The sequence below is a fragment of the Sphingobium tyrosinilyticum genome, assembly GCF_042654265.1.
GTDB classification, from domain to species: Bacteria; Pseudomonadota; Alphaproteobacteria; order Sphingomonadales; family Sphingomonadaceae; genus Sphingobium; species Sphingobium tyrosinilyticum.
Map to the genome: position 1 here is coordinate 265,349 of NZ_JBHSFZ010000064.1, position 12,898 is coordinate 278,246.

At 63.4% G+C, this 12,898-nt stretch carries 12 protein-coding genes and 1 tRNA gene; 10 read left to right on the forward strand and 3 right to left on the reverse strand.

All coding sequences use genetic code 11. The features are described 5' to 3' along the window. Nucleotides 1–18 precede the first annotated feature (18 nt). The 4 genes from ACFO3E_RS18725 (at nucleotide 19) to pgl (ending at nucleotide 4,707) form a co-directional block, all read left to right on the forward strand. The gene (locus ACFO3E_RS18725; protein ID WP_066528150.1) at nucleotides 19–2,196 is read left to right on the forward strand and encodes a 3-hydroxyacyl-CoA dehydrogenase NAD-binding domain-containing protein; all 2,178 of its coding nucleotides are present in this window, start codon (nucleotides 19–21) and stop codon (nucleotides 2,194–2,196) included. A 341-nt stretch (nucleotides 2,197–2,537) separates the two neighbouring features. Continuing rightward, the gene (gene galE / locus ACFO3E_RS18730) at nucleotides 2,538–3,542 is read left to right on the forward strand and encodes a UDP-glucose 4-epimerase GalE (RefSeq protein ID WP_066528146.1); all 1,005 of its coding nucleotides are present in this window, start codon (nucleotides 2,538–2,540) and stop codon (nucleotides 3,540–3,542) included. Then, nucleotides 3,539–4,012 (forward strand): YbaK/EbsC family protein, encoded by a 474-nt coding sequence (locus ACFO3E_RS18735; RefSeq protein WP_066528143.1) that lies wholly within the window; start codon nucleotides 3,539–3,541, stop codon nucleotides 4,010–4,012. The genes galE and ACFO3E_RS18735 overlap by 4 nt, the downstream gene beginning before the upstream one ends. 5 nt (nucleotides 4,013–4,017) lie before the next feature. Beyond that, on the forward strand, nucleotides 4,018–4,707 hold the full coding sequence (gene pgl, locus ACFO3E_RS18740; protein ID WP_066528137.1) for a 6-phosphogluconolactonase: 690 nt from the start codon (nucleotides 4,018–4,020) through the stop codon (nucleotides 4,705–4,707). Nucleotides 4,708–4,713: 6 nt separating this feature from the next. Here the strand turns inward: pgl and ACFO3E_RS18745 are convergent, their stop codons facing one another. Then, entirely contained in the window at nucleotides 4,714–4,977 is a 264-nt protein-coding gene (locus ACFO3E_RS18745) for a hypothetical protein (protein WP_066529424.1), read from the reverse strand. Between the two features lie 56 nt (nucleotides 4,978–5,033). Between ACFO3E_RS18745 and ACFO3E_RS18750 the strand changes: the two genes are divergently transcribed. Beyond that, on the forward strand, nucleotides 5,034–6,176 hold the full coding sequence (locus ACFO3E_RS18750) for an aminotransferase class I/II-fold pyridoxal phosphate-dependent enzyme (protein WP_066528130.1): 1,143 nt from the start codon (nucleotides 5,034–5,036) through the stop codon (nucleotides 6,174–6,176). A gap of 235 nt (nucleotides 6,177–6,411) precedes the next feature. Here ACFO3E_RS18750 and ACFO3E_RS18755 read toward each other — a convergent pair. Then, nucleotides 6,412–6,496, reverse strand: a tRNA-Leu gene (locus ACFO3E_RS18755). Nucleotides 6,497–6,690: 194 nt separating this feature from the next. On the opposite strand from ACFO3E_RS18755, the gene zwf reads away from it, so the two are divergent. From zwf to ACFO3E_RS18780, 5 genes are all read left to right on the forward strand, one after another. Further along, the gene (gene zwf, locus ACFO3E_RS18760; protein ID WP_066528127.1) at nucleotides 6,691–8,145 is read left to right on the forward strand and encodes a glucose-6-phosphate dehydrogenase; all 1,455 of its coding nucleotides are present in this window, start codon (nucleotides 6,691–6,693) and stop codon (nucleotides 8,143–8,145) included. After that, a complete protein-coding gene (gene edd / locus ACFO3E_RS18765) occupies nucleotides 8,138–9,964 on the forward strand; it encodes a phosphogluconate dehydratase (RefSeq protein WP_066528123.1) in 1,827 nt (608 codons plus the stop codon). Before zwf ends, edd begins: the two co-directional genes overlap by 8 nt. 111 nt (nucleotides 9,965–10,075) lie before the next feature. Beyond that, nucleotides 10,076–11,041, forward strand: coding sequence for a glucokinase (gene glk, locus ACFO3E_RS18770; RefSeq protein ID WP_066528120.1), 966 nt, complete (start codon nucleotides 10,076–10,078; stop codon nucleotides 11,039–11,041). Continuing rightward, nucleotides 11,041–11,658, forward strand: coding sequence for a bifunctional 4-hydroxy-2-oxoglutarate aldolase/2-dehydro-3-deoxy-phosphogluconate aldolase (gene eda / locus ACFO3E_RS18775; RefSeq protein WP_066528118.1), 618 nt, complete (start codon nucleotides 11,041–11,043; stop codon nucleotides 11,656–11,658). Before glk ends, eda begins: the two co-directional genes overlap by 1 nt. A gap of 40 nt (nucleotides 11,659–11,698) precedes the next feature. Beyond that, nucleotides 11,699–12,211 (forward strand): hypothetical protein, encoded by a 513-nt coding sequence (locus ACFO3E_RS18780; protein WP_066528116.1) that lies wholly within the window; start codon nucleotides 11,699–11,701, stop codon nucleotides 12,209–12,211. Between the two features lie 97 nt (nucleotides 12,212–12,308). Here ACFO3E_RS18780 and ACFO3E_RS18785 read toward each other — a convergent pair whose 3' ends face one another. Then, nucleotides 12,309–12,896, reverse strand: a complete 588-nt coding sequence (locus tag ACFO3E_RS18785; protein WP_066528114.1) for a gamma carbonic anhydrase family protein — start codon at nucleotides 12,894–12,896, stop codon at nucleotides 12,309–12,311. Nucleotides 12,897–12,898: the final 2 nt, after the last annotated feature.

Below are 12,898 nucleotides of genomic sequence, written 5' to 3' on the forward strand. Positions count from 1 at the left end.
GAGAAAGGTCCAGTCACCATGATGACTATTGCATTTGACATCGACGCCGACGGCGTCGCCACCCTCACCATCGACGTGCCGGGTCAGTCGATGAACGTCATCGGGCCGGAGTTCCTGGCCGATCTGGACGCCGCGATCACGCGCATCTCGTCGGAGGAAGAGATCAAGGGCGCGGTCATTGCTTCGGGCAAGGACAGCGGGTTCATGGCGGGCATGGACCTGAAATATTTCGGATCGATGCTGGCGAGCGCGGGGAGCAAGCGTCCTGCCCCGGCCGAGATTTATGACAAGGTCTTCGTGTTGAACCAGCTGTTCCGGCGGCTGGAGACATGCGGCAAGCCGGTGGCATGCGCGATCGAGGGCACCTGCGTCGGCGGCGGGTTTGAATTGGCGCTGGCCTGTCATCGCCGCGTGGTGGGTGACAGTGCCAAGACGCAGCTGGGCCTGCCCGAGATATTGATTGGCCTGTTTCCCGGCGGTGGCGGGTCGCAGCGCTTGCCGCGCCTGATGGGCGTGCAGGCCGCGCTGATGTATATGTTGCAGGGCAAGCTGTTCCGCCCCCCCGAGGCGGCGATGCTGAAGGTAGTAGATGAGGTGGTCCCCCAGGGGACTGCCGTCCAGAAGGCGAAGGAATGGGTGAAGGCCAATCCTTCCGCCAGCAGCCAGCCATGGGATGTGAAGGGGTTCAAATTCCCCGGCGGCGCGGGCCAGTTCAACCCCGGCTTTGTGCAGACGATGGTCGGCGCTCTGCCGATGACGTTGAAGCAGGCGCAGCGAAACATGAATGCGCCGGTAGCGCTGCTGTCGGCGGTCTATGAAGGGGCGATGTTGCAGTTCGACCGGGCGATCCAGGTCGAGAGCAAATATTTTGCGAAGGTCGCGGCCGAACCGCAGGCGGCGAACATGATACGGAGCCTGTTCGTCAACAAGAACGCCGCCGAGCGAGGTGCGCGGCGGCCGAAGGATCAGCCCAAGGTTCCTACGAAAAAGCTCGCCATGCTGGGCGCGGGCATGATGGGCGCGGGCATTGCGACGGTGGCGGCGCAGGCGGGCATGGAGGTGCTGCTGTTCGACCGTGATCTGGCCTATGCGGAAAAGGGCAAGGCGCATGTCGAAGAGCAGCTGAAGAAGCGGCTGGGCAAGGGCATGACGCCTGAAAAGATGGCGGAGACGCTTGGCCGGGTGAAGCCGACTACCGATTTTGCGGCGCTGGCCGGGGCTGACTTCGTGATCGAGGCCGTGTTCGAGGACATGGCGATCAAGGCTGAAGTGACCAAAAAGGTCGAAGAGGTGCTGGGTCCCGATGTGATATTCGGGTCCAACACATCGACGCTGCCCATCACCAAGTTGGCCAAGGCGTGGAGCAAGCCCGAGAATTTCATCGGCATTCATTTCTTCTCTCCCGTCGAGAAGATGCCGCTGGTTGAGATCATCCTGGGCAAGGAAACCGGCCCGGCAGCGATCGCCAAGGCGTTGGATTTCGTCAGCCAGATCAAGAAGACGCCGATCGTCGTCAATGACTCGCGCGGTTTCTACACCTCTCGCTGCTTCGCCACCTATGTGCAGGAGGGCGTCGAGATGGTGGCCGAGGGCATCAACCCCGCCCTCATCGAAAATGCAGGGCGGCAATTGGGCATGCCGGTCGGGCCCCTAGCCGTGGGCGACGAGGTGTCCATTGAACTGGGGCACAAGATCATGCTCGCGGCAAAAAAGGAGTTGGGCGACGCCTATATAGCGCAGCCATCCGATGCGGTGATGGCGCGGATGGTGGAGCTGGGGCGACTGGGGCGCAAGAATGGCAAGGGATGGTATGACTATCCTGAGGGCGGCAAGAAGCATCTCTGGCCGGGATTGGAGGAGATGTTCCCGCGTGCAGCGGTGCAGCCCGATGTCGAGGAAGTGAAGGAGCGACTGCTTTACCGGCAACTGGTGGAATGCGCGCGCTGCTATGAGGAAGGCGTGTTGGAGACGGTGGAGGATGGCGATCTGGGCGCGATCTTCGGTTGGGGTTTTGCGCCTTGGACCGGGGGGCCGTTCAGCCATATGGATACGGTTGGAATCGGGCATGTAGTCGCGGTGCTGGAGCGGCTGGCGGCGCGGCATGGCGACCGCTTTGCGCCGACGGTGCAGTTGCAGGACATGGCGGCTAGTGGGGCGGTGTTTTATGAAAGCGGGCCGGTGCGGGAGGCGGCTTAAAGGCGGGAATGGCTCTACGGTCATCCCAGGAGCGCTTGGACTGCGATAACTTTAGCTGACCCGTTTGCTCCGAGCGAAGTCGAGAAACGGTTAGCGCCATGTTTCTCGACTTCGCTCAAAACGAACGGAAGAACGAGATTCCGCACCATGCCATCGCGCTCTGGCTTGGAAGGGATTGCAATGAATCCTGCCAGCACAGCTCTCCCTAACCCCTTTTCGTCTCGCGGTGCAGCATGAATGGGGTGGGCATAATGGCTTCAGTGGGTTAGTCGTTCAGCAGAGGCTATCGGCATGCCGGACGGGTGACGGCGGCCGCTTATCTATCTGGAGACCTTCTTTCTATGAGCGACAAGCCGACGGTTCTGGTAACAGGCGGAGCCGGTTATATTGGCAGCCATGCGGTTCTGGCGCTGCGCGACGCGGGTTATGGCGTTGTGGTGATCGACAATCTGGTGACGGGGTTCCGTTGGGCCGTGCCGGACGATGTGGCTTTCGTCGAAGGGGATATTTCCGACCAGCCGCTGGTGCAGAAGACGCTGCGCGACCATGGCGTAAAGGCGGTGATGCACTTCGCCGGGTCTGTCGTGGTGCCGGAATCGGTCGAGAACCCGCTCAAATATTATCATAATAACAGCGCCAAGACCCGCGACCTGATCGAGAGCGTCGTGACGGTCGGCGTGCCGCATTTCATCTTTTCCTCGACCGCGGCGACCTATGGCATCCCGGAGGAAAGCCCGGTCAAGGAAACGACGCCGCAGCGGCCGATCAATCCCTATGGCATGTCGAAGCTGATGACCGAATATATGCTGCGCGATGTGAGCGCGGCGCATGCGATGAATTTCTGCGCGCTGCGTTATTTCAATGTGGCGGGCGCCGATCCTTCTGGGCGGACGGGACAATCGACCGCTGGCGCGACGCATCTGATCAAGGTGGCGGTCGAGGCGGCGCTGGGCAAGCGGGAAGCTGTATCGGTATTCGGGACGGATTTCGACACGCCCGATGGCACCGGCGTGCGGGACTATATCCATGTCACCGATCTTGCCGCCGCGCATGTGCTGGCGCTGGAGGCTTTGATGGCCAAGCCGGAGCAGAATTACCTGCTCAATTGCGGCTATGGGCGCGGCTTTTCCGTGTTGGAGGTGCTGGACGCGGTGGATCGGGTGACGAACCTGAAGATCGACCGGCGGATGGAAGGACGGCGCGCGGGCGATCCGGACTCCCTGATTTCCGACAATCGGGCGATCATGGCGGAGTTTCCGTGGGAGCCGCGCTATGCCGATCTGGACCAAATCGTCACCCATGCTCTGGCGTGGGAGCGCAAGCTGACCGAGATTCGTGGCAAATGAGCGAGGAGTCGGTTCGCGCCTTCTTTTCCACGCTCGCGCCCGATGTCGCGATCATCGATCAGGGCGTGAGTACCGCCACGGTCAGCGAAGCGGCAGAGGCGTTGGGCGTGGTTCCGGCGCGCATCGCCAAGACATTGTCGCTGCGGGTCGGCGGCGAGGTGGCGCTGGTGGTTGTGCGGGGTGACGCGCGGCTTCACAATGGCAAGGCGAAGGCAGCGCTGGGCGCCAAGCCGCGCATGCTGGGACTGGAGGAGGTCGAGGGGCTGACCGGCCATCCGGTGGGCGGCGTCTGTCCTTTTGGACTGGCATCTCCCCTGCCCGTCTATTGTGATATTTCATTGCAGGATTTCGAGACGGTTTTCCCGGCTGCGGGATCACGGACGGCATCGGTGGAGTTGACGCCTGCGCGGCTGGCCGATCTCACTGGCGCGCGCTGGATCGACATTTGCACACTTCCTGAAGAGAATTGACTGACATGCCCACAGAACATCTTTTCGTCGATGGCGCGCTGGCAGCGGCGGACATGGCGCGGCGGATCGGCGTCGTCCTGGGCGATGCCATTGCGGCGCGGGGCTTGGCGTCGATCGCGCTTTCGGGCGGGCGTTCGCCCCGGCCGGTGCTGGAGGCTCTGTCGGCCGCGGCGCTGGATTGGGAGAAGGTGGTCGTCACGCTTGTCGATGAGCGCTGGGTGAAGCCGGACCATGCGGACAGCAATGAGCGATTGGTGCGCGAGACCTTGCTTCAGGGCGAGGCGGCCAAGGCGCGCTTCGTAGGAATGAAGAATGGGGCGGCGGACGCCTATGCCGGGCAGGCCGCGTGCGAGGCGGCTTTTGCAGGACTGCCCTGGCCGCTCGATATCGTGCTGCTGGGGATGGGCGAGGATGGTCATACGGCGTCGCTCTTTCCGGAGGCAAAGGAACTGGCGGATGGGCTATCGACAAGCGCGCTGACGCTGGCGGTGACGCCGCCTGCCGCGCCGCATCAGCGCATGTCGCTGAGCGCCAGTGCGATCCTGAAGAGCCGCCATATCTTCCTGCAGATTGGCGGGGCGGCGAAGAAGGCGGTGTATGACAGGGCGCTCGCTGGCGGGCCCGTCGAGGAGCTGCCTATCCGGGTGGCGCTCTGCCAGCATGCCGTCTCGGTGGAGGTCTGGATTTCCGAGTGAGCCGCGTCAGTTGCGCGGCTTGTGCTTGGAAATGAGGTAGCGCCAGACGCCGACGACGTTGATGAGCAGCAGCGCGATATTCTGAAAGCCTATGCCCTCGCTGTCTTCCGACAGGAAGCCCCAGCCGATCAGGGCGATGGACGACGTCACGAACAGGACGAACGCCCAGCCGGTAATGCGGCGGCCCAGGTTGAGGGAGACGATGAGAGCGGCGAGTGTCGCGACTCCGGCGCCATAATATTGGAGGGCGTCGAGGATGGTTTCGTTCACGAGGATGCTCAACGCGGCGATTGTGACAAGGTTGCAGCGCGCGTAAGAGGCGGGCCATGATTGCCGACATTGATCCTTTTCACGCTATCGCCATCGGAGTTGAAGCGCACCGGCTGGAGGCGCAGGGGCGTTCCATCCTGCATATGGAATTCGGGCAGCCTTCTACCGGCGCGCCGAGCGCCTCGATCGCCGAGGCGCATCGGATATTAGATAGCGATCCGATGGGTTATTGGGAGAGCCCGGCGCTCAAGGAACGGATCGCGCTGCTCTATCGAGAGCGTTATGGGGTTTCGGTGGACGCGGGGCAGATATTGCTGACCTGCGGGGCTTCGCCGGGACTGGTGCTGGCGCTCAGTTGCCTGTTCGCGCCGGGCGCGCGGGTCGCGACGGCGCGGCCGGGCTATGTGGCCTATCGCAATACGCTGAAGGCGCTGTATCTGGAGCCGGTGGAGGTCGATTGCGGGCCTGCCGAGCGCTACCAGATCAGCGCGGCGGCGTTGGAGGCGATGGAGCCTGCGCCGGACGGGGTCATCATCGCGAGCCCCGCCAATCCCACCGGCACGATCATCCCGGCCGAGGAAATGGCGCGGATCGCGGAGGTTTGCGCGCGGCGCGGCATCCGGATCGTGTCGGACGAGATTTATCACGGCCTGTCTTACGGCGAAGCGGCACATTCCATGCTGGAGTTCGCGCCCAATGCCGTGATCGTGAACAGCTTTTCCAAATATTTCTCCATGGCGGGGTGGCGGCTGGGCTGGGTGGTTTTTCCGCCGGCGCTGATCGATGCGGCCCGGGCGCGGATGGGGAATTTGTTCCTGACGCCGCCTTCCCTGGCGCAGCATGCGGGGCTGAAGGCGTTCGACTGCATCGATGAGTTGGAGGGGCATGTCGCCAACTACCGGCGGAACAGGGAGCTGCTCCTCGCCGTCCTGCCCGCATTGGGCCTCAAGGAGATCGCGCCGCCCGATGGGGCTTTCTACATCTATGCGGATGTGGGGCATCTGACGGACGACAGCCTGTCTTTTTGTCAGAAGCTGCTGGAGGAAACCGGCGTGGCGACGGCGCCGGGGATCGATTTCGATCCGGTGGACGGGCATCGCCATATCCGAATCAGCTTTGCGGTATCGACCGACCGGGTGGAGGAAGCGATTTCGCGGCTCATCCCCTGGTTCAAGGCACAGGCGTCCAGCGCCTGCTGAACTTTGAGGCAGGGCGCGGGCTTCGACAGGTTCAGCCCGAACGGAGGTGGATGATCCGCTAACGGCTCACCTGAAGCATCTGATCCATAACGGATGGATCGGTGCGCATTAACTGGAATTGTCATGATTAAGCGCTAGGGAGTGTCCCGCGACCCGAGGCTTTTACCCGTGTAAAAGCCCCCTGGCCCGGCTGCTCATGCGGCCGGGCCATTTTCGTCCTAGCGATCGGAGGAGATGGTGCGGGCGGTCGGAATCGAACCGACACTCCTTTCGGAACCGGATTTTGAGTCCGGCGCGTCTACCAGTTTCACCACGCCCGCGTGCATGGCTGCTCGCGCCAAATGGCAAAATCGGCCGCCAGCGTCCAGACAAAAATCAGCGAGATAGCAGCAGATCGATCTCAAGCGGTTGCGAGAGCCTCCTGCCCCCGGTAGCCTGCTTGCGTAACGAAACTCACCCGCTATATGGCCGTTTCGTGCAGACTTGAAAAACCCCAAACGGAAAAGGGCATCCTTTGACCGATCCGTCTGCCACATTCCTGCTGTTCGGCGCCACGGGAGACCTGGCGCACCGCATGATCTTTCCATCGCTCTACAATCTGCTGGCGGACGGCCTGTTGCCCGACGATTTCATGATCGTCGCGTCGGGCCGTACCGAAATGGATGACGAGACCTTTCGCGCCGACATCGACAAGGCGCTGCAAAAGTTCGTGGGCGCGGACCGCTATGATCCGGAGGTCGCCGGGCAGCTGAAGGCGCTGATTGGCTATCAGCCGGTCGAGGCGGGCAATGCCGCGCAGTTCAAGAAGCTGGCCAAGCGGCTGGAAGGACGTGAGGATCGGGGATTGTCGGTCTATCTATCGACGCCTCCTTCCCTCTTCGCGCCAACCGCGCAGGGGCTGGCGGAGGCGGGGCTGATCACGCCGACGACGCGCATCGCCATGGAAAAGCCGATCGGCAAGGACCTTGCCTCCTCCAAGCAAGTCAATGACGGCATCGGCGCACTGTTCGATGAGAGCCAGATTTTCCGCGTCGATCACTATCTGGGCAAGGAGACGGTGCAGAACCTGCTCGCCTTGCGCTTTGGCAATGTGATGTTCGAACCGCTGTGGAACGCCACGGCGATCGATCATGTGCAGATTACCGTTGGCGAGACGGTGGGCCTGGAGGGCCGGGTTTCCTATTATGACGGCGTGGGCGCGCTGCGCGACATGGTGCAGAACCATGTGCTGCAGATCTTGTCGATCATCGCGATGGAACCCCCTGCCCGCATGGACCCAACGGCCGTGCGTGACGAGAAGGTGAAGGTGTTGCGATCGTTGCGTCCGATGACGGCGGAGACGGTCAAGACCAACAGCGTGCGCGGACAATATACGCCAGGCGCGGTCGGCGGCGAAATCGTCACCGGCTATGCCGACGAGCTGGGCAAGCCGTCCGACACGGAAACCTTCGTGGCGCTGAAAGCCCATATCGACAATTGGCGCTGGCAGGGCGTGCCTTTCTACCTGCGGACAGGCAAGCGGATGCCGGCCCGCCAGTCGGAAATCCAGATCCAGTTCAAGCCGGTGCGTCATTCGATCTTTGGCCGCAATGGCGGGTTGGAACCCAACGCCATGATCATCCGCCTGCAGCCGGAGGAATATATCCGCCTGCTGATCATGAGCAAAAGGCCGGGACTGGAGCGTGACGTCCATCTGGAGGAGGTCACGCTGGACGTATCGCTGACCGCCGCCTTTGCCGGACAGCGCCGCCGCATCGCCTATGAACGGCTGATCCTGGACCTGCTGGCGGGCGACCAGACGCTGTTCGTCCGCCGCGACGAGGTGGAGGCGCAATGGACCTGGATCGATTCGATCATCGACGGGTGGAAAGAAGCCGGCATGAAGCCTTCACCCTATGCGTCTGGGAACTGGGGGCCGTCTTCGGCCATTGCCTTGACTGAACGAGACGGAGCCAGCTGGCATGACTGACCTTCATCCGGTGATCGCCAAGGTCACCGATCGCATCATCGAACGGAGCGCGCCGCGCCGCCGCCAATATCTCGACCTGATCGAGCGCGGGCGCGACGCGGGAACCAACCGCTCGCAACTAAGCTGCGGCAATCTGGCGCATGGATTTGCCGCGACCGGCGAGGACAAGCCGGTGATTCGGTCGGGCAACGCGATGAACATGGGCATCGTCACCGCCTATAACGACATGCTGTCCGCGCATCAGCCTTATGGCGCCTACCCGCCCGCCATCAAAGTCTATGCGCGCGAAGTCGGCGCGACGGCGCAGGTCGCAGGCGGCGTGCCTGCCATGTGCGACGGCGTGACGCAGGGTCAGGCGGGCATGGATCTGTCGCTTTTTTCCCGTGACACGATCGCGCTTTCGACGGCAATCGCGCTGTCGCATGCCATGTTCGAAGGCGCGCTGCTGCTGGGCATTTGCGACAAGATCGTGCCAGGGCTGCTGATCGGTGCGTTGCGTTTCGGGCACCTGCCGACCATCTTTGTCCCCGCGGGACCGATGCCTTCGGGACTGGCGAACAAGGAAAAGGTGCGGATCAGGCAGCTTTACGCCGAGGGCAAGGTCGGCAAGGAAGAACTGCTGGAATCGGAAAGCGCCAGCTATCATGGCGCGGGCACCTGCACCTTCTACGGCACCGCCAATTCGAACCAGATGATGATGGAAGTGATGGGGCTGCACATGCCCTGCGCGTCCTTCGTCAATCCGGGCACTAAGCTGCGCAGCGAACTCACGCGGGCGGCAGTGCACCGGCTGGCGGCGATCGGCTGGGATGGCGACGACTACCGGCCGCTTGGCCATTGCGTCGATGAAAAGGCGATCGTCAACGCCATCATCGGCCTGATGGCGACGGGCGGATCGACCAACCATGCGATCCATATTCCCGCAATGGCGCGGGCGGCGGGCATCCATGTCGATTGGACCGACTTTGCCGAGATTTCGGACGTCGTGCCTCTGCTGGCGCGGGTCTATCCCAATGGCGCAGGCGATGTGAACAACTTCCACATGGCGGGCGGCATGTCGGTGGTGATCCGCGAATTGCTGGACAATGGCCTGCTGCACCGGGACGTCATGACCGTCGCGCGTGAAGACCTGACCGACTATGGCAAGGAGCCGGTGCTGGAGAATGAGGCGCTGCAATGGCGCGATGTCCCGGCGTCGCGTGATGAATCGATCCTTCGGCCGGTGTCCAATGCGTTCAGCCCGGATGGCGGCATGCGGCTGCTGGCGGGCAATCTTGGCCGCTGCGTCATGAAGGTGAGCGCCGTGGACAAGGAACGCTGGACGGTCGAGGCGCCTGCCGCGATCTTCCACGATCAGGATGATGTGCTGCGCGCGTTCAAGGCGGGCGAGCTGGAGCGCGATGTGGTTGTCGTTATGCGATTCCAGGGGCCGCGCGCCAATGGCATGCCGGAACTACACAAGCTGACCCCGGCGCTGGGCGTGCTGCAGGATCGCGGTTTCCGCGTGGCGTTGCTGACCGACGGGCGCATGTCGGGCGCTTCGGGCAAGGTGCCCGCCGCGATCCACCTGTCGCCCGAAGCTCTGGGCGGTGGGCCGATCGCGAAGCTACGCGACGGCGACATGGTGCGGGTGTGCGCGGAGAGTGGCGTTGTCGAGGCGCTGGTCGATGCGGCCGAATGGGACGCGCGCGAGACGCCCGCGCCGCCGCCTGCCCCCTATGACACGGGGCGTGAGCTGTTTGCGCTGTTCCGGCATCATAGCGACCTGGCGGAACAGGGCGCTTCGCCGATTCTGGCGGCGATGGAAGCTGAATTATAATCCCCCCACCCGTCATGCCAGCGAACGCTGGCGTCTCTGGCGAGAGGGCGCGGCCCAGCCTCACGAGATCCCGGCTTTCGCTGGGATGACGATCATGACTGGAGAGGTCTTATGACCGACATCATCGCTGCCGACATTGGCGGCACCAACGCCCGCTTCGCACGAGCCAAGCTGGACGCGCGAAATGTGCCGACGCTGGGCAAGGCGCGCAAATATAAGGTGGCGGACTTTCCGAACCTGCAAGCCTGTTGGGCGGCGTTCGCGCATGATGAGGGCGGCGATTTGCCCAAGGCGGCGTCGATCGCCTTCGCGACGGCGATCGGGCGGGACGTCATCAAGCTGACCAACAGCAGCTGGATGATCCGGCCCGATACGCTGGACGAGGAACTGGGCCTGAAGCAGATGCGGCTGGTCAATGATTTCGAGGCTGTGGCGCATGCTGTCGCCCGTCTGCCCAAGGACAATCTGCCGCTGCTGTTCGGGGAGGACCGTCCCTTTCCGCGCGATGGCGGGGTCACGGTGGTGGGTCCGGGCACCGGCCTTGGCGTCGCGATGATCGCTTTCGATGATGACGAACCGCATGTGATCGCGACCGAGGGCGGGCATTTGGATTTCGCCCCGCTCGATCCGCTGGAGGAGAAGATCCTCGCCTATCTGCGCGACAAGTTTCTGCGGGTATCGACGGAACGGGTCGTGTCCGGACCGGGGCTCAACAATATCTACAAGGCGATGGCGACGATCGGCCACGATCGCGTCGTGCTGATGGAAGATGCCGAATTGTGGCAGGCGGCGATCGACGGGACGGACGAATTTGCCCGCGCGGCGTTCGACCGTCTGTGCCTGTGCTATGGGTCTGTAGCGGGCGATCTAGCGCTGGCGCATGGCCCGCATGGCGTGGTGCTGGCGGGCGGGCTGACCCAGCGGATGCGCGACCTGCTGCCGCAAAGTGGGTTCCACCGGCGCTTCACCGCCAAGGGACGCTTTGAAAGTCTGATGGCGGCGGTGCCGATCCGGCTCGCCTTGCATGAAGAGATTGGGCTGTACGGTGCGGCCGCGGCCTTTCGGGAGAAGAAATAATGTCGCTCAGCGTTGAACAGGTGATGGAACTGGCGCCGGTCATTCCGGTGCTGGTGGTCGATCGGGTGGAAGATGCGCTGCCGATCGCGCAGGCGCTGGTGAAGGGCGGCCTGCCCGCGCTGGAAGTCACGCTGCGTACGCCAGCCGCGCTGGATGTGATCCGGGAGATGGCAAAGGTCGAAGGCGCGGTGGTGGGTGCGGGCACGGTACTCAACCCTTCGCAACTGGATGCCGCGATGGAGGCGGGCGCGCGCTTCATCGTGAGCCCGGGACTTACCGAGCCGCTGGGCAAAGCGGCGGTGGCGGCGGGCGTGCCGTTCCTGCCCGGGACCGCGACGGCGGGCGACATCATGCGCGGGCTGGATTTGGGACTAACGCATTTCAAATTCTTCCCGGCGGAAACGTCGGGCGGGCTTCCTGCGCTGAAGGCGCTGGCAGCGCCGTTGCATGCCGCCCGCTTCTGCCCAACGGGCGGGATCACGGCGGAGAGCGCGCCCAAATGGCTGGCCGAGCCCTTCGTGAAATGCGTTGGCGGAAGCTGGGTGGTGCCCAAAGGCCCGGTGGACGCCGCAAAGATCGAGGCGCTGGCGCGGGAGGCGGCGGCGCTGCCGCGCTGACGCCATTGCGCGGCGGCATTTCCCGCCCTAGATCAGCGGGATGATATTCCGCCGCTTATTGACCACCATCGCCCTGTTCCTTTCCGGCTGCGCGGGGACGCTGACAGGCTACCCTTCGCTCGCCAAACGGGCGGTGGAGAATGCGCCAATGGGCGAAGCTCCGGCTGCTCCCGCCCCGGTAGAGGCTGATCCGGCGCTGCAGGCGCAGGTCGATCGGCTTGCGGGGCAGGCGCAGGCGGGAAGCGCGGCTTTCGACAAGGCGTGGCCAGCGGCGGATCGGGCTGCGCGGGCGGCGGCCGGCGCGGCCGTGTCGAGCGAGCGCTGGGTAGCGGCGCAACTGGCGATAAGTGAGCTGGAGGCGGCCCAAAACGACAGCGTGTCAGCGCTGGCGAGCCTGGATACGCTATATGTAGAGCGCAGCAACGCGGTGGCCGAGGGCAAGGCTCGCGGCGGCGCGGAACAGATTGATGCGGCGCGGAAGGCAGCGCTGGCCGTTGTCGATTCGCAGAATGACCGGATCGATGCGATCAAGGGGCGCTTGGCTCAGCCTTAGAAATCGGTTCTAGAACCATTCTTTTCGAGTAGCCGAGCAACGAATAGGCCATTCATCTCAGTTCTCGACTTAGCTCGAAATGAACGGAGGAGAGGCGCTAACCAGCGGCCTTCAGTGCGCCTTTATGCGCCTTCGCATTGTGCACATAGCGATCGACGCCCTCGCGCATGCCGATAATTGTTTCGTCGGTCAGGTCGCGCACATATTTGGCGGGGCGGCCAGTCCAGAGCTGGCGGTGCGGGATGGTCTTGCCGGGCGATAGCAAAGCGCCTGCCGCCAGCATGGCGTCGCTTTCAACGGTGCAGCCGTTCATCACCACCGCGCCGAGACCGACAAAGGCGCGGTCTTTCAAATCGCAGCCGTGGATCATCGCCATATGGCCGATGAGGACATCGTCGCCGATGATCGTCGGCCAGCCCTGAGGCCGGGCGGCGTCGGGGCCGTCGCAATGGATGACGCTGCCGTCCTGAATATTGGTGCGTGCGCCAATGCGGATCTTGTTCACGTCGCCGCGAACCACGCAATTATACCAGATGCTGGCGTCAGGCCCGATTTCCACATCGCCGATGATGCGACAGCCGGGCGCGATGAAGGCGCTGGGGTGGATGACCGGCATCTTGCCTGCGAAGGTCAGGATGGTGGCGCCGGGATGATCGGGATGGGCGGCGTGCGGATGATCAGGCATGG